Below are 24,981 nucleotides of genomic sequence, written 5' to 3' on the forward strand. Positions count from 1 at the left end.
TAACTATGCTTTTCTTTAATAAGGACAAGTATAAGCGCATAAGGAATTAAATAAGTATGAATATTGGTATTACAGATCCCCTAAACGCATTGGTCCCTATGGTTGTTGAACAAACACCTAAAGGCGAGCGCTCGTATGACATTTATTCGAGATTATTAAAAGAGCGTATTATCTTTTTAACGGGTCCTGTTGAAGACAACATGGCAAACCTGATTTTAGCGCAAATGTTGTTCTTAGAATCAGAAAACCCAGATAAAGATATCTTTTTATATATAAACTCACCAGGTGGTTCGGTTACTGCGGGTATGGCAATTTACGACACAATGAACTTCATTAAACCAGATGTAAGTACAATTTGTGTAGGTCAAGCTGCTAGCATGGGTGCTTTTTTACTTACCGCTGGGGCAAAGGGCAAACGTTTTTGCCTACCGAACTCACGCGTAATGATCCACCAACCATTAGGTGGTTTCCAAGGTCAAGCATCTGACTTTGAAATACATGCCAAAGAAATCCTGTCTATTAAAGACAAGCTAAACCGCTTAATGGCTGAGCATACAGGCCAACCATTAGACGTGATTTCTAAAGACACTGATCGTGATAACTTTATGAGTGCTGATCAAGCTGTAGATTACGGCATTGTAGACTCAGTATTTAAAAATCGCGCTAGCAAGTAAGCGTTTGGCAAACAGCTAGGCTGTTTGCCACTTTGAGTTACTATGCGAAAAAATTAAATTTTGGTATAGTTAAAACGTATTGAAATAGCCATCGACCAATTTGGTGGCCAACGTATAAAATGAGGTAGCTGAATGTCTGACACTCCTACAGACGGCGACAAAAGTAGTAAATTGTTATACTGTTCTTTTTGCGGCAAAAGCCAACATGAAGTACGCAAATTAATTGCAGGCCCTTCAGTATATGTTTGTGATGAATGTGTAGAGTTGTGTAACGATATTATCAGAGAAGAAATAAAAGACATTGCGCCTAAGCACGATGCCTCTGACAAACTACCTGTACCAAAAGAAATTCGTAAACACTTAGACGACTATGTTATTGGCCAAGACCATGCTAAAAAAGTATTGTCTGTAGCGGTATACAACCATTACAAACGCCTACGTAATCAGTCGACTAAGCAAGATATTGAACTAAGTAAAAGTAATATCTTATTAATTGGTCCTACAGGTAGTGGTAAAACATTACTAGCAGAAACGTTAGCACGCTTATTAGATGTGCCGTTTACTATGGCCGATGCAACCACATTAACCGAAGCGGGTTATGTGGGTGAAGATGTTGAAAACATCATTCAAAAGCTGTTACAAAAATGCGATTACGATGTAGAAAAAGCACAACGTGGTATTGTTTACATAGATGAAATTGATAAAATTTCTCGTAAATCAGACAACCCGTCAATTACGCGTGATGTATCAGGCGAAGGCGTGCAACAAGCACTACTTAAACTGATAGAAGGCACCATAGCTTCGGTTCCACCACAAGGTGGCCGTAAGCACCCACAGCAAGAGTTTTTACAAGTAGATACGTCTAAAATCTTGTTTATTTGTGGTGGCGCATTCTCAGGTCTTGATAAAGTGATTGAGCAACGTAGCCATAAAAATACCGGTATTGGTTTTGGTGTTGATGTTAAAGAGTCTGCAGCGAGCCGCTCTTTAAGTGATACATTTAAAGACGTAGAGCCAGAGGATTTAGTTAAGTACGGCTTGATCCCTGAGTTTATCGGCCGTTTACCGGTAGTTGCTACATTAACTGAACTAGATGAAGCTGCACTAATACAAATTTTAAGTGAGCCTAAAAACGCCATTACTAAACAGTTTTCAGTATTGTTTGGTATGGAAGATGTTGAGCTTGAGTTTCGCGATGATGCCTTAGCTGCAATTGCCCACAAAGCAATGGAGCGTAAAACAGGTGCTCGTGGTTTGCGTTCAATCGTTGAAGGTGTATTACTTGATACTATGTATGAGCTACCTTCTATGGATAATGTAAGCAAAGTGGTTATAGATGAAACCGTAATTAAAGGTGAATCAGACCCAATTTTGATTTATGAAAATAATAATCAAGATAAAGCAGCATCTGAGTAGTTTTTAAGCTATTTGATTTAAAAAGGAGCCTAAGGCTCCTTTTTTTATAATTAATTTAATTGAGTACGGGAAAATCGTTGAACTTTAATTAGGTTATCCCCATATACTTGAGTAATCTTTAAAATAAATGAAGTGCAAAGAGAAATATAATGACGCTTGAGAGAACCGATCGAGTCGAAATCCCAGTATTAGCACTGCGCGATGTAGTGGTATATCCGCACATGGTGATCCCGCTTTTTGTAGGCCGTGAAAAATCAATAAAATGCCTTGAAGCGGCAATGGATAAAGACAAACAAATTTTCTTGGTTGCCCAAAAAGATGCAACCGTAGATGAGCCTGAGCAAGATGATATTTATCGTGTTGGTACTATTGCCACTGTACTTCAGTTATTAAAGTTACCAGACGGTACAGTAAAAGTTTTAGTAGAAGGTACGCAGCGCGCAAAAATTGAAGAGTTTATTGATAGCGAAGAATTTTTTGTAGCTAATGCGCAGTTTATTGAATCAGAATCAATAGATGAGCATGAGCAAGATGTGTTTATTCGCAGCGCAATTAGCCAATTTGAAGGCTATGTAAAACTCAATAAAAAAATCCCACCAGAAGTACTTACTTCGGTTTCGGGGATTGACGATCCGGCGCGCCTTGCCGATACCATGGCAGCTCATATGCCATTAAAAGTGCCTGAAAAACAAAAAGTATTAGAAACCTCAAGTGTTACCGAACGCTTAGAATACTTAATGGCGCTAATGGAAGGCGAAATAGATTTACTGCAAGTTGAGAAAAAAATACGTAGCCGCGTTAAAAAGCAAATGGAAAAATCACAGCGCGAGTATTACCTCAATGAGCAAATGAAAGCGATTCAAAAAGAGCTCGGTGAACTTGATGATGTGCCAGATGAGTTTGAAGCGCTGAAAAAGCGTATTGAAGAGTCGGGCATGCCAACCGAAGCAAAAGAAAAAGCGACGGCTGAGTTAAGTAAGCTAAAAATGATGTCGCCAATGTCGGCAGAAGCCAGTGTAGTACGCTCATACATAGATACATTAATTAGTGTACCGTGGAAAAAACGCTCAAAAGTTAAAAAAGATTTAGCTGGCGCGCAAAAAATACTTGATAGCGATCATTACGGCTTAGAAAAAGTTAAAGAACGTATTTTAGAGTACCTAGCGGTGCAACAACGTACTAACAAGCTTAAAGGGCCTATTTTGTGTCTAGTAGGGCCGCCTGGTGTGGGTAAAACCTCTTTAGGTCAATCTATTGCACGCTCTACCGGCCGTAAGTATATTCGTATGGCGCTTGGCGGTGTACGTGATGAAGCTGAAATTCGTGGCCATCGTCGTACTTACATTGGCTCAATGCCAGGTAAAATGATTCAGAATATGACAAAAGTGGGCGTTAAAAACCCATTGTTTTTACTTGATGAAATCGACAAAATGTCATCAGACATGCGTGGTGATCCCGCATCTGCATTACTTGAGGTGTTAGATCCTGAGCAAAATAGTCATTTTGCCGATCACTACCTAGAAGTTGACTACGATTTGTCGGATGTGATGTTTGTTGCTACATCAAACAGCTTTAACATTCCAGGGCCGTTACTAGATCGAATGGAAGTTATTCGTTTGTCGGGTTACACCGAAGATGAAAAACTAAATATTGCTAAACAGCACTTAATTACCAAGCAAGTTAAGCGTAATGGCTTAAAAGAGCATGAAATTGAGATAGCCGATAGTGCCATTACCGGTATTATTCGTTATTACACGCGTGAAGCGGGTGTACGTAATTTAGAGCGCGAAATATCTAAACTATGTCGTAAAGCGGTTAAAAATATTTTAATCGAAAAAGACACCACAACAGTCACTATCGATGAGCACAACCTAGAGGACTTTTTAGGGGTGCAACGCTTTGATTACGGTAAAGCAGAAGACGGCGACCGTATTGGCCAAGTTACAGGCCTTGCATGGACTGAAGTGGGCGGCGACTTGCTAACTATTGAATGCGCCGCAGTACCAGGTAAAGGTAAGCTTAGCTATACCGGCTCATTAGGTGATGTAATGCAAGAGTCGATACAAGCAGCCATGACAGTAGTACGAAACCGAGCGGAAGAGTTTCGTATTAACAGTGATTTTTATGAAAAGCGCGATATTCATGTACACGTACCAGAAGGCGCAACGCCTAAAGATGGTCCAAGTGCAGGTGCTGCTATGGTAACTGGTTTAGTGTCGAGCTTAACGGGTAATCCGGTACGTGCCGATGTTGCCATGACAGGCGAAATTACATTGCGTGGTGAAGTACTACCAATTGGTGGCTTAAAAGAGAAATTATTAGCAGCGCATCGCGGCGGTATTAAAACGGTTATTATTCCAAAAATTAACGAACGTGACCTAAAAGAGATCCCAGACAACGTATTGGCTGGCCTCGATATTCACCCAGTTACATGGATTGATGAAGTATTAAAACTTGCTTTAGTGCACCCAGTTGATAGTTTTTCAGTCGAAACGCCGAAAAACCGATAAAAAACGCTAAAAAAGTGCTTTTAGGGGCTTTTCAAATCTAAACGGTATGATAAGTTAAGCACTGGTTTTCAAGCCTAGCCCTTATGGTTACTAGGCTTAAGAAAAATATAATCGTATGAGCATAATAGTTTGCTCTAAATTTTCAAAACAGTGATGTTAGTAAAAAACAATCGCTCTTGATAACAACAATTAAAGAGGATGATATTGTGAATAAATCTCAATTAATCGATCAAATCGCAGCTGATGCTGACATTTCTAAAGCGGCTGCAGGTCGTGCACTAGATTCATTTATCGAATCAGTTACTGGCGCACTTAAAGAAGGCGACTCAGTTGCACTTGTTGGTTTTGGTACTTTTTCAGTTCGTGACCGTGCTGCACGTTCAGGCCGTAATCCACAAACTGGCGAAACAATTCAAATTGCTGCTGCAACTATCCCTGCATTTAAAGCAGGTAAAGCACTAAAAGACGCAGTAAACTAATCACTGTTTTAAACACATTAGTTGTGGCGAGTGTAAAAATACTTAATGACCACAGAAGATGAATTAAGTAACTTTACCGCCAGTTACTTCAAGTGAAAAAGCGTATCTGGTAAGATACGCTTTTTTTACATATGACAAGGTAAAAACCTTGCTCAGAAAAGAGATAAACAAATGCTTGAGAAAATCAGAGAAGGTTCGCAAGGACCTATAGCCAAAGTAATTTTAGGCGCCGTGATTTTATCTTTTGCTTTAGCAGGAATTGGTAGTTACCTAGGTCAAACCACAGAACAACCTGTTGCTGAAGTAAATGGTATTAAAATTAGTCAAACCGAATTTAATCGTGCGTTTCAAAATGAACGAGGCCGATTAGAGCAACAGTTTGGTGAATACTTTACCCAAATTGCAGCCGATCCAAATTACATGGCGCAAATACGCCAAGGTGTAATTGACCGTTTAGTACAACAAGAACTGCAAACTCAACTAGCGGCAGAGTTAGGCCTTCGTGTAAGCGATGAAAGTGTAAGACAAACCATTTTAGAATTACCTTATTTTAAAATTGGTGAAAGCTTTAACAACGACCGTTACTTGCAAGTTATTCGTCAAATGAACTTTCAACCAGACTCATTTCGCGAGTATTTACGTAAAGACATGACACGCAGCCAGCTTGTATCTGCTGTTGCGGGAAGTGATTTTGCGCTAAAAAATGAACTTGAGAGTGCCATTGCTCTACAACAACAAACGCGCAGCATTGACTACCTAGTAGTTAATAAAGAAGCAATGCAAGACAGTGTTGTAGTGAGTGAGCAAGAAATAGCTGATTACTATGAATTAAATAGCGGCCAGTTTTTATCTCCTGAGCGTTTATCGGTTAATTACATAGAGCTAAAAGCGCAAGACATTACAGTTGCTTCAGTAACTGAAGATGACGTAAAAGCCTATTACGAACAAAGTAAAGCGCAATACGTTGAGCCTGAAAAGCGTCGTGTTTCGCATATTTTAATTGATAACAGTGAAGACGATGATGCAGCTAAAGCAAAAGCAGAGTCTTTATTAGCGCAATTAAATCAAGGTGCTGATTTTGCCGAGCTAGCAGAATCATCGTCTGATGATATTGTAAGTGGCGAAATGGGTGGCGATTTAGAGTGGATAGAACGTGATGTAATGGATCCTGTTTTTGAAGACGCAGCATTTGCGCTCGAAAATAAAGGTGACTACTCAGACGTTATAGCATCAGAATTTGGTTACCACATTATTAAACTAACCGACCTACAGGCGCAGCAAGTAAAAGCCTACGATGATGTAAAAGCAGATTTACGTGCAGAACTAGAAAAAGCTGAAAAAGTAGATGCATTTTACGAAAAGCAAACAGAAATGGCCGCGCTTGCGTTTGAAATTTCAGACCGCTTAGTTGATGCAGCAGAAGCCGCGGGTGTAGAGATTAAGTCTACTCCACTTGTAGCGCTAAATGAGCTACCAGAGCCGTTAAACAGCCCAGCAGTTATTACAGCATTAACATCAGTTGATTTACTTGAAGATAAAGTAAACTCAGAGCTGATTGAGTTAGGTAATGAGCATGTTATTGTGGTACGTGTTAATGAACATGAGCCAGCTGCCACTAAAGCACTAAGCGATGTAAGCGAGCAAATTAAAGCCAGCTTAGTTAACGAGAAAACATCAGCGCTTGCTAAAGAAAAAGCCCGTACACTCTTTGCAGAAGTACAAGCAGGCAAGAGTTTAAATGACGTTGCCGCTGAGCAAAACCTAACAGTTCGCCAAGAAGCGCAGTTAACGCGTCAGAGCTATACTGTTTCGCCAGCTATTGTGACGCAAACATTTAAAATGGCTCACCCAACTGATTCAGCAATCGTTGAGCTAGTTAATTTAAATAATGGTGATGCTGCGATTGTTGCGCTTAAATCGGTAATGAACGCTGAAGTTGCAGATAATATTGACCCACAAATTCAGCAAAACATTACCATGGCACAAGCAAACAAAAACTACATGGTGTTTATTGAGTCATTAAAAGCTCAAGCGAAAATTAACTTACCAAATGTAGCGCAAGCCGCAGAGTAAAATTCGTAATAAAATAATTAAAAGGCGCTTTTTAAAGCGCCTTTTTTGTTTGTAAAAAAGCAGCTATTAGGAAAAGTAGTTATGAGTAAGAGCAGTTATTACTAAAAGAAGGTGCCAGATATCAGTAAGTGATTAACCGAATTTGGTATTTAGGTTTACAGTTGAAATATTTTTAATGCAGACACCCACCCTAATATTTGTAATATCAGTGTAATTAACTATGCTCTGATTAGTTCAATAATCAAGCAGGGTGCAACATGGCTATCGCAAGAAAACGTCAGGTTAGTTTGGTCGATACAAAATACTACCACTGTATTTCGCGCTGTGTACGCCGTGCATTGTTATGCGGCGTAGACAACTTTACTAATCAATCGTATGAACATTATTTTTAATGCAGACACCCATCTTAATATTTGTAATATCAGTGTAATTAACTATGCTCTTTTTAGTGCAATAATTAAGCAGGGTGTCACATGGCTATCGCAAGAAAACGTCAGGTTAGTTTGGTCGATACAAAATACTATCACTGTATTTCGCGCTGTGTACGCCGTGCATTTTTATGCGGCGGAGACAACTTTACTAATCAATCGTATGAACATCGCAGAGGGGGGGTTGAAAGCAAATTACTTGCCCTCGCTAACGTATTTTGTATCGATGTGTGTGCGTATGCAGTAATGAGTAATCACACCCACTTAGTACTCTATGTTGATGATAAAAAAGCCAAGCGACTAACCGATAAAGCCATTATTCAGCGGTGGCACAGGCTTTGTAAAGGCACTGTACTCACTAACAAATACCTGCAAGGCGAAGAGCTAAGCAAAATTGAATGGCTCTTTCTAAATGAAACAATCAATGAATACCGAGAACGCTTAGCTAATATCAGTTGGTTTATGCGGCTATTAAATGAAGACATTGCGCGCAGAGCTAATAAAGAAGATAACTGTACCGGCCGCTTTTGGGAGGGACGCTTTAAATCACAAGCCCTCTTAGATGAAGCCGCATTAATCGCCTGTATGGCATATGTTGACTTAAACCCAATAAGAGCAAAGGCAGCAACAACACCAGAAACATCAGAGCATACCAGCGTAAAAATACGCATTGAAAGTGCCACTGCAGGTAAGCAACCGAAGCAACTCCTGCGCTTTTCAGGTAAACCCAAAAAGCACATGGCGAAAGGATTACCGTTTGCGCTTAAATCTTACCTTGAACTAGTAGAATTAACCGGGCGTTGTATACGCGAAGGTAAAGCAGGCTATATCGAAAGCAGCACTTTACCCCTGTTACAAAGAGTAAACATTACCCCCGAAAACTGGCTAAAACTCACCACACAATTTAGTCGCGTATTTCATGGTGCAGTAGGTCGCCCAGCGTCACACGAAGGATACTGCGAACACCTAAACAGAAAGCGGCGCGCCAACGTTAGTAACTGCGAAAAGCTACTGGCTTAAAGCGTTACTTCAAAAACTCTCCGTAATTCCCTCTCACTGTGAAAGCACAGTATTTCGCATGCCTAAAAAATGAGTGAAAAGTAGATAAATACAGCGTTATTTGAATAAGCAAAGGGATTTTAAAAATTAAGGATGCTTTTAAGCCTAGCAATGTTTGTTTAGATAAACACCAAAGGAATTAATTATTAGAGTGGGTGTCATTTTAATTTTTCTGTTACAAAGAGTAAACATTACCCCCGAAAACTGGTTAAAACTCACCACACAATTTAGTCGCGTATTTCATGGTGCAGTAGGTCGCCCAGCGTCGCACGAAGGATACTGCGAACACCTAAACAGAAAGCGGCGCGCCAACGTTCGTAATTGCGAAAAGCTACTGGCTTAAAGCGTTACTTCAAAAACTCTCCGTAATTCCCTCTCACTGTGAAAGCACAGTATTTTGCATGCCTAAAAATGAATAAAAAGCAGTTAAATACAGCGTTATTTGAATAAGCAGAGGTGTTTTAAAAATTAAGGATGCTTTTAAGCCTAGCAATGTTTGTTTAGATAAACACCAAAGGGATTAATTATTAGGGTGGGTGTCATTTTAATTTTTTAACATTTTAGTTTTTCAGACGTTCAGGTTTAATTATGTTCTAAATCAAACCTAAACGCGTACTCTTTTACGTATTGAAGTTAGTTTTTTCTTGGACTTTCTCATCAACAACTCAATAATTTTTGCGTTATTTTCGATTGGGGATTTTGGAATATTGCTTCGGTGGGGCCGTATTCAACAATTTCGCCTCGTTCTAGTACTACCAGTTGGTCGCTAATATGGCGGACTAAACTAAGGTGGTGGGTTATTAATATATAGGTTAATCCGGTTTCTAGTTGTAGCTTTAGTAATAAATTAACTATTTGTGCGCGTACAGAGGGGTCTAGAGATGAAAGTGCTTCATCGAGTACAACAACCTTAGGATCTAATATAAGTGCGCGAGCAAGCGCTACACGCTGTAATTGCCCTATGCTGAACATGTGCGGATAATATTGTTGATGATCTACTAATAACCCCACTTTTAACATAGTGCTGTCTATTTTTTCGGCGCGTTGTTGTTTGTCAAAATCGGTATTAAATTGCAGGCAATCATCGAGCATGTCGGCAATAGTCAGTGCCGGGTTTAGCGAGGTTGCTGAGTCTTGAAAAATCATTCTGATATGGCGACATTGTGGATCGCGAATGCCGTTATTTTCGATTATGTTGTTTTCGAGTAAAATTTGCCCGCTATCAGCGCTATCGGCTCCGGCAAGTAATTTTGCTAGGGTACTTTTTCCGGCACCCGTTTCACCAATTATGGCTATGGTTTCGCCTTTGCCAACACTAAACGAAATATTTTTAAGTACTGCAAATTTTTTACGGCTAAATAATCCAGCCCGTAAATTAAAGCTTTTTGATAATGCTTGTACTTTTAGTAAGGGTTGCACTATTTCATCTCCTTGATCAGCGGAAAATGACACGCATAACTATGCCCTTGGTGTTTAGTTAGCTTTGGCGCAATAACACATTCTCTTTGTGCTTGCGGGCAACGCGGCCCTAACCGACAACCAATTGGTAAATGTTGCAGCGTAGGAATGGTGCCTTTAAGCGCGTAAAAAGGCTCTTTATGCGCCAAACCATGTTCGTAATCGGGTAGGCTTTTTAGTAGTGCTTGCGTATAAGGGTGGCGTGGCTGGCTAAAAATACGATGCGTTGGGCCTGCTTCAACCATTTGTCCACAATATAAAACATGAATAGTATGCGACCAGTTAACAATTTCTTCTAGCTCATGAGAAATCATTAAAATAGACATGTTTTTTAACTGATTTAAGCTTTTTAACAATCTAAATACTTGTGCACGGGTGGTGCTTTCAAGTGCGGTGGTGGGCTCATCTGCAATTAATAATTTTGGCGTACGCGCAATTGCCATAGCAATCATCACTTTTTGGCACACCCCTTCTGAAAGCTCGTGGGGGTAGCTGCTAAGTATTTCTTCGTGGTTTTTAATACCGACTTTATGAATAAGTGCTTTTACTCTGTCTTTGCGCTCGCGATTACGCTTTAAGAAAAACCCTTTACTTGCTACCTCAGGTAAGGTTTCGGCTATTTGATCAAATATTTTAGCGGTAGGGTCAAGGCAGCGACTCGGATCTTGATAGATCATTGCTATGTCTTGGCTCACTACTTTACGGCGTTGCTCTGGGGTTAAACGCATTAAGTCTACCCCGCGCCAATGCACTCTATCAGCTGTTATTACCCAGCGTTCATTAAGCACTCCTACAATTGCTTTGGCGATTAAGCTCTTCCCAGAACCAGATTCACCTACTAAAGCATGTACTTCGCCTTCTTTTAAACTAAAGCTCACTCTGTCTACGGCTCTAATAACGGTTTCAGAGGTGTGTAATTCAATGGTTAAGTTTCGAACATCAAGTAATTGCATTTAATCAGCCTTACGCGCTTGTAAAACTTGGCGAAGTCCATCGCCTACTAAGTTTGTTGACAGTACCGCTAAAAACAACAGTACGCCTGGTAGGGCTACAGTCCAGGGGGCTAAATATATAAGCCCGAGGTTTTCGGCTAAAATTGCACCCCATTCGGTTGTAGGTGGTTGCGCGCCTAATTTTAAAAAACCTAAAGCGGCTATATCTAAAATAGCAGTAGAGAGCGCCATGGTAAAAATAACCACTATATATTCATATATATTAGGGTAAATCCCTCGCGACAATATATGCCAATTAGAGGCGCCATCGAGCCGATAAGCGGTGATGTAATCTTTACTCAGCTCATCTACAATTAAGTTGCGAATAGAGTGAATAAATTGCGGCAGCAGTGCCAAAATAATTGCCCATACGGTATTCATTAAACCTGGGCCTAATATCGCTATAATAATAATTGCCAGCAACAACGACGGAATAGAAAGCGTTATATCCAGTAAGTGATTTAAAAAGCTGGAGCGAAGCCCACGACTAATACCAGCAAAAGTGCCTACGAGTAAGCCAATGACAGTGGTTAAAAACGCTGCAATAATTGATAAGCCAAATGTATACGTTGCGCCGTTCATTAATCTAGAAAGCACATCGCGGCCTAAATCGTCGGTGCCTAAAAGAAAACGTACGTCACCCATTTCGCGCCACGAGGGCGGAATAAGTAAGGCATCACTATGTTGCTGATTAACCCCATAAGGGGCTAAAAAAGGCGCACTGGCAGCCAGTAAAGCAAAAGCAATAAACACCCATAAACCAACAAGTGCAGGGTGGTTGGTTTTAAATTTTCGCCACAGCCGTGCTAGGGGCGATTTATTCGACTCTTCAGAAAATAAGTTAAACTTTGCCATGAGCTTGGTTCCGTGAGAGTGGGTCGAATAGAGTATAAATTAGCTCTGCGATTATGGTGGCAAAAATAATAAATAAAGAAACCGCCATTAAGCCACCTTGTATAGCGGGGTAATCACGCTGATAAATACTATCAATTAACCAGCGGCCAATCCCAGGCCACGAAAAAATAATTTCAGTGATCATTGCCAGCGTAATAAGCGTGCTAAATTGTAAACCAATTTGCTTAATTACCGGTAACAATGCATTACGCAGCGCATGGTGCATTATAAGTTGCCTGCGATTAAGGCCTTTTGCGCGCGCTGTTTTAATAAAGTTTTGATCCATTACTTTAAGCATAGATTCGCGAGTAAAGCGTATTAATACCGTAGTGGGGTACATAGCCAGTACTATGGTAGGCAAGGTAAGGTGGTGTAAGGCGTCAATAAAAGCCATGCCCTGGTACGGAAAGCTTGCCAAGCTAATATCAATTAAAATAAAGCCAGTAGTGGGTGGTATTTCATAGAGTAAACTCATTCTTCCTGACATTGGAAACCAACCCAGTTGCAATGAAAATAGCATAATGAGTAATAATGCTAACCAAAAAATAGGCATGGAATAGCCTATCATAGTGGTAGAGGAAATAAGCTTATCGGGCCATTGTTTATAATAAGCAGAGGCTAATATGCCTGTAGGAACACCAATAACAACCGAAACAAACAGCGCGTATATACTAAGCTCGAGTGTGGCAGGAATTAAGTCGAGTATTTGCGAAAACACGCTATCTCCAGAGGCAAACGACAGTCCCCAATCACCTTGCAATATGCGCCCTAAAAAAGCGATATATTGCATAAAATAATTACTATTATATAAATACTTATCTTCTAACTGGGTGTGTTGCGCAAAGTTATTACTGGGAATACCGCTTAAATTACTTAATGCATCGCCAGGAAATAAAAAGCTCAGTAAAAAAGTAAAAACGCTAAGCATTAATACCATAAAAACAAATAAACCAATGCGGCGTAAAATATAATCTAAGCGCATTATTTTTTCCTCGCATTAGCAAGCGAAATAGCACCAAATGGGCCGAGCGTTATGCCCTCTACATCAGCACTGCTTGCCTGAAAACGCATGCCGTGGGCTATTGGTATTAAAGGTAGCTCATTAATAATCATGCTTTGTGCAGCGTCATAATATTGTTTACGCAGTGCTATATCGGTTGTACTAAGCGCTTGGTTAAGTAAAGAGTCAAATTGTGGGTTACACCAATTTGCGGCATTTTTACCACTAAAGGTGGCCGTGCAACTTAGCAAAGGGCTAAAAAAGTTATCAGGGTCGGGCGTATCGGCAGCCCAGCCAAGCAGTACGCTGTCGTGTCGGTGCTCGCCAACACGCTGAATAAAGGTATTCCATTCGTATTCTATAATACTCACTTTAACCCCTATTTTACGTAAATCACTTTGCATTAGCTCGGCCATTTTACGGGCATTAGGGTTATAAATACGACTCACTGGCATGGCCCAAATGTTCATGTTAAAGCCATTAGGTAAGCCAGCTTCAATAAGTAATTTTTTGGCTAAAGCAGGGTCAAAATTTGGAATGTTAGCTTGTGGTTCAAACGCCCACGAGGTGGGTGGTAAAATTGATTGAGCGCGAATACCATTGCCGTAATACACAGCCTGCATTATTTTATCTACGTCAATTGCATGAGCGAGTGCTTGTCGTACTCGTATATCGTCAAAAGGGGGGCGCTCAGTATTAAATGCCCAGTAGCCAATATTTAAGTTAGTTTCTTTTTCTACATTAATGTCGTCGCGCTGGGCTAAAATACTCAATTGCGCGCTACTTGGATGAGCGGTGACATCACATTCTTTGGTGAGCATTTTAGCTATACGCGTGGTGCCGTTAGGGGTAATGTCGTAAACCAATTGATCCAGTACCACGTCGTGTTTCCAATAAACTGGGTTTTTATAAAAGCGCACTAAATGGTCGCGCCTATACTCTTTATAAATATACGGGCCTGTGCCTACTGGGTAGTGATCAAACAAATTGGTTTGTTCGCTGGCTTTTAGTTGCATGGCATATTCTTGTGACAATACAACCGCAAAATCGGTGGCCATATTGGCTAAAAAGCTACTTTCGGCATTAAACAACTCAAACCGTACTTGATAGTCAGACACACGTACAATTTTACGAATAAGCTGATCAATTCCTACACTCTGAAAGTAAGGATAATTAGCATCGCCAACAAAGTGATACGGATTATAAACATCAAATAAGCGGCTAAAAGTAAAAATAACATCGTCGGCGTTAAAATCCCGCGACGGCGTAAAGTACGCCGTGGTATGAAATTTTACGTCTTTACGTAAGGTAAAAGTAATCGATTTACCGTCTTTACTCGTTTTCCAATCGGTGGCTAATTCACTTTGAAATTCAGCAGTAACAGGGTCAATGCTAATTAGGCGGTCGTATAATTGATTGGCAATAATATCTATAGTTGAGCCTGTCGTTGTTACCTGCGGATTAAACGACACAGGGTTTGCTTCAGCGCAATAAACTAAGCCTTGGTTTTTTTCTTTTAAGATTTCTTCTTTACTATCTATACACCCTATAAGGCTGGTTGATAGCAAAGCAAGTAATAATTTATGCACCTGCGTAACCTCTAACTATTATTGAACTATAACTAAGTAAACTGAAACTCACCCCTTGGTGTCGCTTGGGTATAGCAAGTTATATTTTTTCAGATAGCCACGTAATTGATGATACGTCAAACCCAGTACTTCTGCAGTTTTCTTTTGATTAAATTGGCTATGCTCTAAAGCTTTGTTAATCATTAAAATTTCAAAGTCGTTAGAGAGTTTTTTTAAGTTACATGGAAACTCAGTATTAATAGGCGCTACACTTGGTAGTGCTTGAGCAACCGGCGCTGCGGCAACCGCTGGCTCAGGAGTATTAATGTTATTATTAACAAAAGCAGTGGGCTTTACTCGTGGTTTTGGCCTAAAACGGCTTTCAAATGGGTCTAAAATAATCTGATGAACGGGGATCTGTTCACTCCCATGGCGATACAAACTGCGCTCAACCACATTTTTTAGCTCTCGAATATTACCAGGCCAATCATAACTAAGCAGTGTTTCTGTGGCACTACGGGTAAAACCGCTAAACAATTGCCACTCTAAATCGCGCGCCATATTCATTGCAAACTGCTCTGCAAGCAGCATTATATCGCCTTGGCGTTCACGCAGTGGGGGAAGGGTTATTACATCAAAAGCCAGGCGGTCGAGCAAATCGCTTCTAAACTCACCTTGCTGTGCTAAATAAGGTAAATCTTCGTTAGTAGCGCACACTAAACGCGTATCTACTTTTATTGTTTGTTTACCGCCTACACGCTCAAATTCACCGTACTCTATTACGCGTAGCAATTTTTCTTGTACCATTTCTGAGGTGTTTGCTAGCTCATCTAAAAATAAAGTACCACTGTTTGCACGTTCAAAGCGGCCTTCGTGGCGTTTGCTAGCGCCAGTAAAAGCACCACTTTCATGGCCAAATAGTTCACTTTCGAGCAGGTTTTCGTTAAGCGCCGCACAGTTGAGTTTTACATAGCTTTGATCCCAACGTTTAGATAAAAAGTGTAAACGCGCTGCAATTAACTCTTTACCTGTGCCACGCTCACCAATAATAAGCACTGGTTTATCTAGGTTAGCTAACTGCGATACCTGATCAAGTACCGATAAAAAGCTATCAGATTGGCCGAGTAAGTTATCTTGTTGGCGATATTGGCTCATATTTCCTAACTCTTAGTCATTTTTACTAACAGTTAGTGTATTTCATAATGGGAGATAACTAAAGTAATTTGTAATTTGAGTTTAACTCTATGAATAAATTATGTATTTTAACTTTTATAAAGTTGGCAAGCATATTGATACAGTTATAGCAGACAAACTAAGTTTAAATTATAGAGGTAAATGTTATGGGAATTTTTTCACGTTTTGCAGACATTGTTAATTCTAATATCAATGCCATTTTAGATAAAGCAGAAGACCCAGAAAAAATGGTTCGTCTGATTATTCAAGAAATGGAAGACACCTTGGTAGAGGTTCGCTCTACGTCAGCTAAAACACTCGCTGAGCGAAAAGAATTAGTACGTCGCGTTGATACACTTAAAGCGCAAATGAATGATTGGCAAGACAAAGCTGAACTAGCGCTAAGCAAAGATCGTGACGATTTAGCACGTGCCGCTTTACTCGAAAAGCAAAAGTCAGCTGAAGCTGTAGCCTCAGTCGAGGGTGAACTTGAGCATGTAGGCTCACACATCGAAAAGTTACAACAAGAAGTAACCACGCTACAAGAAAAGCTAGCAGATGCTAAAGCTCGTCAAAAAGCGATTATATTACGTCAGCGTTCGGCTGAGTCGCGCCTTGAAGTTAAAAAAGCACTTGATAGCTCAAAGGTAGAAGATGCACTTAATCGTTTTGAGCGTTACGAAACTAAAATAGATGGACTAGAATCTCAAATAGAGTCGTACGATTTAGGCAAAAAAACCTTAGCAGATGAAATTGCCGAACTGCAAAAAAACGAAAAAGTAGACGATGAGTTAGCTGAGCTTAAAAAGAAGCTAGCAGATAAGTAACGTATAGCTAACGCATACCAATAATAATATAAGGGGCCCATGTGCCCCTACTTAAAACACTAATACGGATAGTCAGGAGAGGGTTATGTTTGATCCAGAAATACTCGTAGCACCATTTATTTTATTTATGATTTTTGTAGCGCCATTGTGGTTAATATTGCACTACCGTAGCAAAAAACAAGTAAGCCAAGGGTTAAGTGAACACGAGCATCGCCAGTTATTAGAGCTTGCTCAAAAAGCCGAAAAAATGGCAGACCGAGTCGAAACACTCGAAGCATTACTTGATCAAGAGTCGCCACAGTGGAGGCGTAAAGTATGAGTACCAAACGTGAATTATTAAGAGATCCGCAGCGCGGAAAAATAGCCGGCGTATGCGCTGGGCTAAGCGATTATTTTAATATGGAATTATGGTTAGTTCGTATTATATTTGTTAGTGCGGTATTACTAACTGGCGGCCCTTTATTTGTGGTAGCGTATATTGCAGCCTGGTTTATTTTAGATAAAAAAGAACCCACTAGCGCCTATAAAACAAATTCAACTAACTATGGCGATCCGCTAGAAGTGAAATTTAAAGTATGGCAAAAAGGCGAGCCACCGCGCCGCGCATTGCAAGACTTAAAAGAGCGTTTAACACGCGTAGATACGCGCCTACAAAATATAGAACGCTATGTTACTTCTACTGAATTTACGGTGAGCCGTGAAATTAACAAACTTTAAAGGATTTAATAGCACGGCAACTACACATTAAACAGTAAGTGAAGTGCTAAGTGCTAAACCATTATGAGTCGTACTTCATTTGCAAAAAAGACCTTTACCAGTATTAAAGGCAAAGCACAAAAAGCATTGCATCGCAGCTTAGATCAGCATGTAAAACTGGCTGTAACAGGTTTGAGTGGCAGCGGCAAAACAGCGTTTATTACCGCATTAGTTAAACACTTAACAAGCCAAGCGAGTGATAAAAACCTGCCTTTTTTTGATGTAATGCGCGAGCGCCGTCACATTGCCACTAAAGTAGTGCCGCAAGAGGCGCTTAAAGTGCCCACATTTAATTATACTCGAGCATTAAATGCGTTACTCCCCAGTGACGGCGAGCCAACATGGCCGCCTTCAACCGAGCGCATAAATACGCTGCGTTTAGCTATTAAGTATCAAAGTAACGCTGGGTTGCGTGGCCATTTTTCACCGCAATCAACACTTTATTTAGATATTATTGACTACCCCGGCGAGTGGTTGCTTGATTTACCTATGCTGGAGCAAAGTTATGCACAGTGGTGCGAGCTGCAATATCCGCTATTAACGCAGCATTTGCGGGTGCATACCTCAAGTGAGTTTTTAACAGCCGTTGAGCAACTCGACCTAAATGCGCCGGTAGATGAAAGCGCACTTGCGCATATTGCACAGCTTTATCAAAGCATGTTGGTAGGGCTTAAAAAAGACACTAAATTAGCTATGCTGCAACCTGGGCGCATGTTAATGCCAGGCGATTTACAAGGCGCGCCATTGCTATTGTTTTTTCCAGTATCGGGTGAGATAAATAGTAATAACCTAGTTGCAGGCTCTAACTTAGCGCATTTAATTAAACGCTTTAACGCCTACGTTAAAGAGGTTGTAAAGCCCTTTTATAACGAACACTTTCGCCATTTTGATCGCCAAATAGTGTTAGTGGATGTGCTTAGTGCCTTAAACGAAGGGCATGCAACCTTGCAAGAGCAAAGTAGTGTTATTAATCAGTTATTGGCGCACTTTAGTTATGGTGAATCGGGCTTTTTTAAACGCTTATTTAAACCTAATATAGATAAAATATTATTTGCCGCTAATAAATCTGATCATATAACCGCTAAGCATCATAAAGATTTAGCACTATTACTCGACTCATTAGTGCACGAGCAAAGTAATCATTTAAAGTTTGATGGTGTGCAAATAGAAACCATGGCTATGTCGTCAATTACCGCAACACAGCCGCGCCAAGTAACCGACAAAGGCCAAACGCTAGACTGCATTTATGGCAAGCCACTTAACGAGCCTGATTGGCTAACCTACTTACCGCCACAGCCGCCTAATAGAATGCTTAATAAAAGTGAATGGCCAGCGCAAGGGTTCGAGTTTTTATCGTTTTCGCCAATGCCAAGCCCAGATAAGCAGTTAAAACATATTCGATTAGATCATGTGATGCAGTACCTGTTAGGAGACAAGTTAGCATGAGTGAATCAAACCAAGAGTTTCAAGCAGGACGTCGTATAAATACCCAGAGTATGGAGCAAAACGAACCTGAATTGGCGCCTGCAAAAATAATTGAACATGGACAAAGTGATTACCAAGAAGATAATGACGAAGCGCTAGAGCCAGAAATTGACCTAGCGCCAGTATATAAAAAGTCAAAATGGCAAACGCTCAAAGGCATTTTTGTTGTTAGTTTTATAGTGCTGGTATTGCTAGAGTTTGCTTTTTCATTGGTACTGGCTTTTCAACAGTCGATTATTTTAGGCAGTATATATTTAACCGCTGTAGTGAGTGGGGTGTTGCTAATAGGGCGCTTATTATGGCGCGAATACCGAATGCTGCGCAGTTTAAAACGTAACCAGTTACATCGCCATGAAGCCGACAGGCTGTTAAATAGCGAGCAAGTAGGCGGCGCATTACCTTGGCTTGAAAAACTAAATAAACATCAGCAACTTGATAACTTTGAAACTTTTAAAAATCAAGTGGCAACGCATCACAGCGATAAAGAAATAATGACGCTGTACGCCAATAGTTTATTAATAACGCAAGATACCCAAGCTAAAAAGCTAATTAATCGCTTTGCAACTGAATCGGCGTTACTAGTTGCGCTTAGCCCGCTGGCGCTGGTGGATATGATGGCTGTGCTGTGGCGTGGTACTAAGTTAATAGAGCAAATAGGAAAAATTTACGGGATTGGTTTTGGTTACGCAAGTCGCATAAAACTGTATCGCATGCTAATAAAGCAAGTAATGTTTGTGGGCAGTGCCGAGCTTATTTCTGATTTAGCTGCAACCGCGCTAAGCGCCGAGTTATTAGGTAAGCTTTCAGGGCGAGCAGCACAGGGCTTAAGTGCCGGTATATTTACCGCGCGTATTGGCTACAAAGCAATGGAACTAAGCCGCCCATTACCTCGGCTTGAAAATAAACGCAATTTATTAAAAAGTACGGTACAAAACATTGCTAGTAAAATTATTAGCCGTAAAAAGCCCGAGACAACGGAATAAGCAGTATTAAGAAATACTTGGCAATATTTATGTACAGCTAAAAGTATAAATATTGCACAAGTAGCCATCTGAGCATCCGGGATGCTTGTGCTTTGAATGCCCATACGTTTTGATTGAAGGCTAATACCCAATAACAATCAAAATAAGAGAGTATTCAATGAGCAAGCATCATATAAACACCCAATGTATTCACGGCCCGCAAAAAGCAAACGACCCTCACGGCGCACTCACTTCTCCTTTGTATCAAACCTCAACTTTTCATTTTGAAAATGCAGCGCAAGGTGCAGCACGTTTTGCTGGCGATGAGCCGGGCTATATTTATACCCGCCTAGGCAACCCAACAACTACTGAGCTTGAACAAAAAGTAGCGCAATTAGAGGGCTGTGAAGCGGCTGCAGCAACGGCAACTGGTATGGGGGCGGTATCGGCCTCAGTACTTAGCTTTTTATCGCAAGGGGATCATTTAATTGCATCGAGTGCTTTATATGGGTGTACCTTTGCGTTTTTCTCGCACATGTTGCCGCGCTGGGGAATAGAAGTCACCTTTGTTGATATGACCAACGAGGATGAACTACGCGCTGCAATTAAACCCAATTCAAAAATGATATTTGTAGAAACGCCCATTAACCCCACTATGGCGGTTATCGATTTAGCATTAATTGGCGCCGTTGCAAAGCAGCACAACTTAATTAGCGTGGTCGACAACACCTTTTTAACGCCATTACTACAATCACCTAAGCAGTACGGTATCGATATTATAGTACACAGTGCTACCAAATATTTAAACGGCCATGGCGATGTGGTAGCGGGCATTGTATGTGGATCTATGGAGCATATAACGCTAATAAAAATGACGGTGCTTAAAGACATTGGTGCCACTATAAGCCCGCACGATGCTTGGCTTATTAATAGAGGTTTAAAAACCCTCGCCATAAGAATTGAGCGCCACTGTATCAGCGCACAAACAATTGCCGAATACTTAGAAGCGCACCCACAAGTAAGTAAGGTTTACTATCCTGGGCTTAAATCGCACCCTGGATATAAATTTATTGGCAAACAAATGAAAGCGGCAGGCGGTGTTATTGCTTTTGAGCTAAAAGGTAGTTTGCAGCAGGGGGCGCAATTTATTGATAGTATGCGGCTTTGTACAATTGCCGTAAGTTTAGGCGACGCTGAAACACTTATTCAACATCCAGCCTCTATGACCCATTCACCTTACACACCAGAGGAAAGACTCGCTGCAGGTATTAGCGATGGATTAATTAGGCTTTCGGTTGGACTTGAAGATGTTAACGATATTATTGCTGATCTTCATCAGGCATTTACTCAAATAAATTAGAGTGTATTTAATTGTGTACGATATTTTGCATCTTTAAAGCTTGTAATTGCTAGGTTGTTTTAAATTATTTACTTGCGTGTAATTTTAAGTGTACAAGATGGCTGATCGTGGCTAATACAGATGTAGCCCAAGCTATTAAACTTTTGTTCACTTTTGCATAGTATGGCTGCAATCGGTATCCAAGTTACTTGGGTATCACCCTGACACCGGTTTCGGGTTAATCCCAAAGAAGGTACTAATGGCTAAAGCAAGTAAATACACCTCCAAAACACCAGATGAAAATGGCGTTATACATTGGAGCGATGAAGAAAATAAAATTTGGTCTGAGCTCGTAGCGCGCCAACTTGCGTGCATTGAAGGCAAAGCCTGTAACGAATATATGGAAGGTTTAAAAAAAATAAACCTGCCACACGATCGTATTCCGCAACTTAGTGAGCTAAACGAAGTACTGCTAGCCACTACCGGTTGGCAAGTAGCGCCAGTGCCGGCACTTATCGACTTTGATGAGTTTTTTCGGTTACTGGCCAATAAGCAATTTCCGGTGGCGACTTTTATTCGTAGCCGGGATGAGTTTGATTACCTACAAGAACCCGATGTGTTTCATGAAATATTTGGTCACTGCGCTATGCTTACTAACCCTGATTTTGCAGAGTTTACGCATAAATACGGAAAACTTGGCTACGCGGCAGAGAAAAAAGATCGTGTATACCTAGCGCGCATGTACTGGTTTACCGTTGAATTTGGTTTAATGCAAACCGATAATGGTTTGCGTATATACGGCGGTGGTATTTTATCAAGCCCAGGAGAAACCCAGTACGTATACTCAAGCACGCCAGAAATTACGCCAATGAGTGTATTAGATGTGCTGCGTACCCCGTACCGAATTGATATTATGCAACCGCAGTACTACACCATAAATTCGATTCATGATCTGTTTGATATATCGCAAATGGATATAATGGCTTTGGTTGAACAAGCAAAAGAACTTGGCTTGCACGACCCAAAATTTTCACCAAAAGAAAAATTAGCTAGTTAACTTTAATATAAAAAGTAACGCTAAAGATAAGGATTTAAAATGTCTTCATTAAGTGCACAAAAATGCGAAGCCTGTCATGCCGATGCGCCAAAAGTATCAGACGAAGAGCTAGCGCAATTAATTACCAAAATCCCTGATTGGGTACCTGAAGTACGCGATGGCATTATGCAGCTTGAGCGTGTTTACAAATTTAAAAACTTTAAACAAGCTATTGCGTTTACTAACAAAGTAGGCGACATGGCTGAAGACGAAGGCCATCACCCAGGTTTATTAACCGAGTGGGGCAAAGTAACAGTTACTTGGTGGAGCCATTCAATTAAGGGACTACACAAAAACGATTTTATTTGCGCCGCTAAAACAGATGATGTATTTAACGCGCTGTAATACCAAACTAATTGAGCAAACCAACAAAGGCACTTATTTTTAAGTGCCTTTTTGCCTTTTAGGGAAAATAAAAGACCAAACACAGGGAGCTTAGGCTAGCAGGTGGATGTGGGTAGTGAGCAAATTAGGGTTGTTTTTAAGGCATAGAGCAAACGATAAACCTGGTTAGTGATAAAGCCAGCCTGGCTACGATCGCTTTGGATTATTTAGCCCTTAACTATGTGATGCAGATAAGGGCTAAATTGGGTTAGCGCAAATTATTTGTCGGTGTTTAGCATTTCATCATGCTCAGTCATATCCCAAGGAAGCTCGCCTGGGCTGTTATCTAAAAAGTGCAAATAGTTTTCAAATTGGTCGAGAATATCTTTCACAATATCATCTTCGCTATAGCCAAAAATATCATACGACAAACCACCACGGCGCAAGTATACCTCTGCACGACAATACGTTTCAGTGTTATCTGTTTCAGGTTTTAGCTCAGAGTGAACAAAACTAGGCATTGCATGCTCTGTTAACCTTATGTCGTATACAAAGTCCATATGTTCATGGCGTAAAACAGTTAAGTGCGCGCGACATAAGTCGGCATCAAATACTACTTCAGCATGCCATTGTCGAGATTTTAATTCGGCTTGCACTTCTTTCATCGCTTTAGTCACTACTTGGTCAATAAAGTTATGTACTTTGCTTTTGTTTGGGTAGTCGATCATGGCTGCTAAACGGCGTTTCCAATGCGATAAATTTAAGTTTCTGCCGTTTAAAGTATGTGCTTGTAAACTGGTATCGCGATGCCCTTCAATTACAAGCGCACGCCATAGGCCAACAGTGGCAATTAGCATAATAATAGCAAAGGGTAATGCACTGGCTATTGTCATAGTTTGCAGTGCGCTGAGCCCGCCTGCTAGTAATAAAGCTGCAGCAACCGCACCTTCAAGAACCGCCCAAAATACCCGCTGCCATGCAGGAGTGTTTGCATTACCACCTGAAGCTAATGAATCAATAACGAGTGAGCCAGAGTCAGACGAGGTAACAAAGAAGGTGATAATTAAGAATACCGTTAATAGCGAAATAAAGAATGACCAAGGTAATACTTCAAATAATTGAAATAGCGCTACGGCATGGTTCGCTTGCACATCAGTAATTAAAGTGTCTAAGCCTTCATTCATGATTAAATTGAGAGCCGTATCACCAAATATCGAAAACCATAAAAATGTGAATATGGTGGGCACTAACATTACCCCAACAACAAATTGCCTGATGGTGCGACCACGGCTAATTTTTGCGATAAACATACCCACAAAAGGTGCCCAGGCAATTGTCCAGCCAAATATAAATAAGGTCCAGTTACCTATCCAGTCGCTGCGACTATAAGCTTGCAAGTTAAAGGTACGCTCAACAATACCGCTTAAGTAACTGCCAGTATTTTGTAAAAAAGATTCTAAAATATGAATGCTAGGACCAATAAAAAATACAAACATCATTAAAGATATTGCCAAGGTCATATTCAAAATAGATAAGCGCTTAACGCCTTTATCCATACCTGCTACCACAGAGAGGGTTGCTGCTGCGGTTATAATAGCAATGGCTGATATTTGCACTGTGGTATTTATAGGAATGCTTGGCCATAAATAATGTAGGCCCGCATTTATTTGCGTTACCGATAACCCCAAGGTCGTGGCTATACCAAATAGAGTACCTAAAATAGCAAATATATCGACCGCGTGACCAATTGGGCCATAAATTCTATCGCCAATTAAAGGATATAACGCTGAGCGAATTGATAGGGGCAAACCATGACGAAAAGCAAAGTAGGCAAGTACTAAACCTACAATTCCGTATATTGCCCATATATGAAATCCCCAATGGAAAAATGCAATTTGCATTGCTTGTTTAGCAGCGTTAACTGTTTCTGCCGCACCCGAAGGTGGAGATGCATAATGCAATACAGGCTCAGCAACACCAAAGTAGAGCAGTGCAACACCGTAGCCTGCAGAAAATAACATAGCAAACCACTCTGCAAAGCTATATTGCGGCTCTGAGTGATCGGGCCCTAGTTTTATGTTTCCCCAACTAGAGGCGGCAACAGAGACTATAAATACTAAAAATATAGCGACAGATAACATATAAAACCAGCCAAAGGTTTCTGTTATCCAAGTAAGGGCGATACTGAATGCTTTACCAGCAAGTTCAGGGTTACTGCTCGTACCTATCACTAAAAGGAGAATGATGAATACGGCAGGCAAAAATACGGGGAGTAAAATAGTTGAGCGTAAAGCTTTTGTTGTCATATTAGTCCTTAATATTTATTGCTAACTTTAATGTATGCTTAACTACCTTATTATATTCTGGGTGTGCTTGGCTAATTTAATTACTTTTAGCTACTTCAAGTAAAGTAAACTGGTCTAAGCATTATTTATTCAAAGTACCTTTTTGCTTTTTTATTACATATT

The 24,981-nt window shown here is 40.5% G+C and carries 20 protein-coding genes and 3 pseudogenes; 16 read left to right on the forward strand and 7 right to left on the reverse strand.

What is annotated here, in order from left to right:
- Positions 1-56: 56 nt before the first annotated feature.
- The 8 genes and pseudogenes from clpP to I6E78_RS18640 form a co-directional block, all read left to right on the forward strand.
- On the forward strand, positions 57-674 hold the full coding sequence (gene clpP, locus I6E78_RS05675) for an ATP-dependent Clp endopeptidase proteolytic subunit ClpP (protein WP_011328720.1): 618 nt from the start codon (positions 57-59) through the stop codon (positions 672-674).
- A gap of 132 nt (positions 675-806) precedes the next feature.
- Positions 807-2,090: an ATP-dependent protease ATP-binding subunit ClpX gene (clpX, locus tag I6E78_RS05680; protein WP_011328719.1), complete on the forward strand. Its 1,284-nt coding sequence runs from the start codon at positions 807-809 to the stop codon at positions 2,088-2,090.
- 149 nt (positions 2,091-2,239) lie between these two features.
- Positions 2,240-4,600 carry an endopeptidase La gene (lon, locus tag I6E78_RS05685; RefSeq protein WP_011328718.1) on the forward strand — a complete coding sequence of 787 codons (2,361 nt, stop codon included), beginning with the start codon at positions 2,240-2,242 and terminating at the stop codon, positions 4,598-4,600.
- A 170-nt stretch (positions 4,601-4,770) separates the two neighbouring features.
- Positions 4,771-5,079: pseudogene (locus I6E78_RS05690) on the forward strand (HU family DNA-binding protein); the annotation flags it as partial.
- 171 nt (positions 5,080-5,250) lie between these two features.
- Positions 5,251-7,152 carry a SurA N-terminal domain-containing protein gene (locus I6E78_RS05695; protein ID WP_197108876.1) on the forward strand — a complete coding sequence of 634 codons (1,902 nt, stop codon included), beginning with the start codon at positions 5,251-5,253 and terminating at the stop codon, positions 7,150-7,152.
- A gap of 257 nt (positions 7,153-7,409) precedes the next feature.
- A pseudogene (locus I6E78_RS05700) lies at positions 7,410-7,535 on the forward strand (transposase); the annotation flags it as partial.
- 90 nt (positions 7,536-7,625) lie between these two features.
- Positions 7,626-8,600 carry a transposase gene (locus tag I6E78_RS05705; protein WP_197182139.1) on the forward strand — a complete coding sequence of 325 codons (975 nt, stop codon included), beginning with the start codon at positions 7,626-7,628 and terminating at the stop codon, positions 8,598-8,600.
- A 211-nt stretch (positions 8,601-8,811) separates the two neighbouring features.
- Positions 8,812-8,982: pseudogene (locus tag I6E78_RS18640) on the forward strand (transposase); the annotation flags it as partial.
- Between the two features lie 314 nt (positions 8,983-9,296).
- Here the strand turns inward: I6E78_RS18640 and I6E78_RS05710 are convergent.
- Genes I6E78_RS05710 through pspF form a run of 6 tightly spaced genes read right to left on the reverse strand, consistent with a single transcriptional unit; the run spans position 9,297 to position 15,706 of the window.
- Entirely contained in the window at positions 9,297-10,058 is a 762-nt protein-coding gene (locus I6E78_RS05710) for an ATP-binding cassette domain-containing protein (RefSeq protein WP_011328713.1), read from the reverse strand.
- A complete protein-coding gene (locus I6E78_RS05715) occupies positions 10,058-11,050 on the reverse strand; it encodes a peptide ABC transporter ATP-binding protein (RefSeq protein ID WP_011328712.1) in 993 nt (330 codons plus the stop codon). The genes I6E78_RS05710 and I6E78_RS05715 overlap by 1 nt, the downstream gene beginning before the upstream one ends.
- Positions 11,051-11,944 (reverse strand): ABC transporter permease subunit, encoded by an 894-nt coding sequence (locus I6E78_RS05720; RefSeq protein ID WP_011328711.1) that lies wholly within the window; start codon positions 11,942-11,944, stop codon positions 11,051-11,053.
- Positions 11,931-12,965 (reverse strand): ABC transporter permease, encoded by a 1,035-nt coding sequence (locus I6E78_RS05725; protein ID WP_089368562.1) that lies wholly within the window; start codon positions 12,963-12,965, stop codon positions 11,931-11,933. Before I6E78_RS05725 ends, I6E78_RS05720 begins: the two co-directional genes overlap by 14 nt.
- Positions 12,965-14,572, reverse strand: coding sequence for an ABC transporter substrate-binding protein (locus tag I6E78_RS05730; protein ID WP_011328709.1), 1,608 nt, complete (start codon positions 14,570-14,572; stop codon positions 12,965-12,967). The genes I6E78_RS05725 and I6E78_RS05730 overlap by 1 nt, the downstream gene beginning before the upstream one ends.
- A 48-nt stretch (positions 14,573-14,620) precedes the next feature.
- Complete coding sequence (pspF, locus tag I6E78_RS05735; protein WP_182684250.1) at positions 14,621-15,706, reverse strand: phage shock protein operon transcriptional activator; 1,086 nt, start codon at positions 15,704-15,706, stop codon at positions 14,621-14,623.
- A gap of 185 nt (positions 15,707-15,891) precedes the next feature.
- Between pspF and pspA the strand changes: the two genes are divergently transcribed.
- From pspA to I6E78_RS05775, 8 genes are all read left to right on the forward strand, one after another.
- Positions 15,892-16,551 (forward strand): phage shock protein PspA, encoded by a 660-nt coding sequence (gene pspA, locus I6E78_RS05740; protein WP_041454499.1) that lies wholly within the window; start codon positions 15,892-15,894, stop codon positions 16,549-16,551.
- 85 nt (positions 16,552-16,636) lie between these two features.
- A complete protein-coding gene (pspB, locus tag I6E78_RS05745) occupies positions 16,637-16,870 on the forward strand; it encodes an envelope stress response membrane protein PspB (RefSeq protein WP_011328706.1) in 234 nt (77 codons plus the stop codon).
- A complete protein-coding gene (gene pspC, locus I6E78_RS05750) occupies positions 16,867-17,268 on the forward strand; it encodes an envelope stress response membrane protein PspC (protein ID WP_011328705.1) in 402 nt (133 codons plus the stop codon). The genes pspB and pspC overlap by 4 nt, the downstream gene beginning before the upstream one ends.
- A 63-nt stretch (positions 17,269-17,331) precedes the next feature.
- Entirely contained in the window at positions 17,332-18,753 is a 1,422-nt protein-coding gene (locus I6E78_RS05755) for a YcjX family protein (RefSeq protein WP_086997937.1), read from the forward strand.
- Positions 18,750-19,775: a YcjF family protein gene (locus I6E78_RS05760; RefSeq protein ID WP_011328703.1), complete on the forward strand. Its 1,026-nt coding sequence runs from the start codon at positions 18,750-18,752 to the stop codon at positions 19,773-19,775. The genes I6E78_RS05755 and I6E78_RS05760 overlap by 4 nt, the downstream gene beginning before the upstream one ends.
- A gap of 157 nt (positions 19,776-19,932) precedes the next feature.
- Positions 19,933-21,114 carry a methionine gamma-lyase gene (gene megL / locus I6E78_RS05765; protein ID WP_011328702.1) on the forward strand — a complete coding sequence of 394 codons (1,182 nt, stop codon included), beginning with the start codon at positions 19,933-19,935 and terminating at the stop codon, positions 21,112-21,114.
- A 238-nt stretch (positions 21,115-21,352) separates the two neighbouring features.
- Positions 21,353-22,150, forward strand: a complete 798-nt coding sequence (gene phhA / locus I6E78_RS05770; RefSeq protein WP_011328701.1) for a phenylalanine 4-monooxygenase — start codon at positions 21,353-21,355, stop codon at positions 22,148-22,150.
- A 39-nt stretch (positions 22,151-22,189) separates the two neighbouring features.
- A complete protein-coding gene (locus I6E78_RS05775) occupies positions 22,190-22,534 on the forward strand; it encodes a 4a-hydroxytetrahydrobiopterin dehydratase (RefSeq protein WP_011328700.1) in 345 nt (114 codons plus the stop codon).
- A gap of 257 nt (positions 22,535-22,791) precedes the next feature.
- Here I6E78_RS05775 and I6E78_RS05780 read toward each other — a convergent pair whose 3' ends face one another.
- Positions 22,792-24,819, reverse strand: coding sequence for a BCCT family transporter (locus tag I6E78_RS05780; protein WP_086997940.1), 2,028 nt, complete (start codon positions 24,817-24,819; stop codon positions 22,792-22,794).
- Positions 24,820-24,981 lie beyond the last annotated feature (162 nt).

Source organism: Pseudoalteromonas sp. NZS127 (genome assembly GCF_015864805.1).
In the GTDB taxonomy this organism is placed as follows: Bacteria; Pseudomonadota; Gammaproteobacteria; order Enterobacterales; family Alteromonadaceae; genus Pseudoalteromonas; species Pseudoalteromonas nigrifaciens.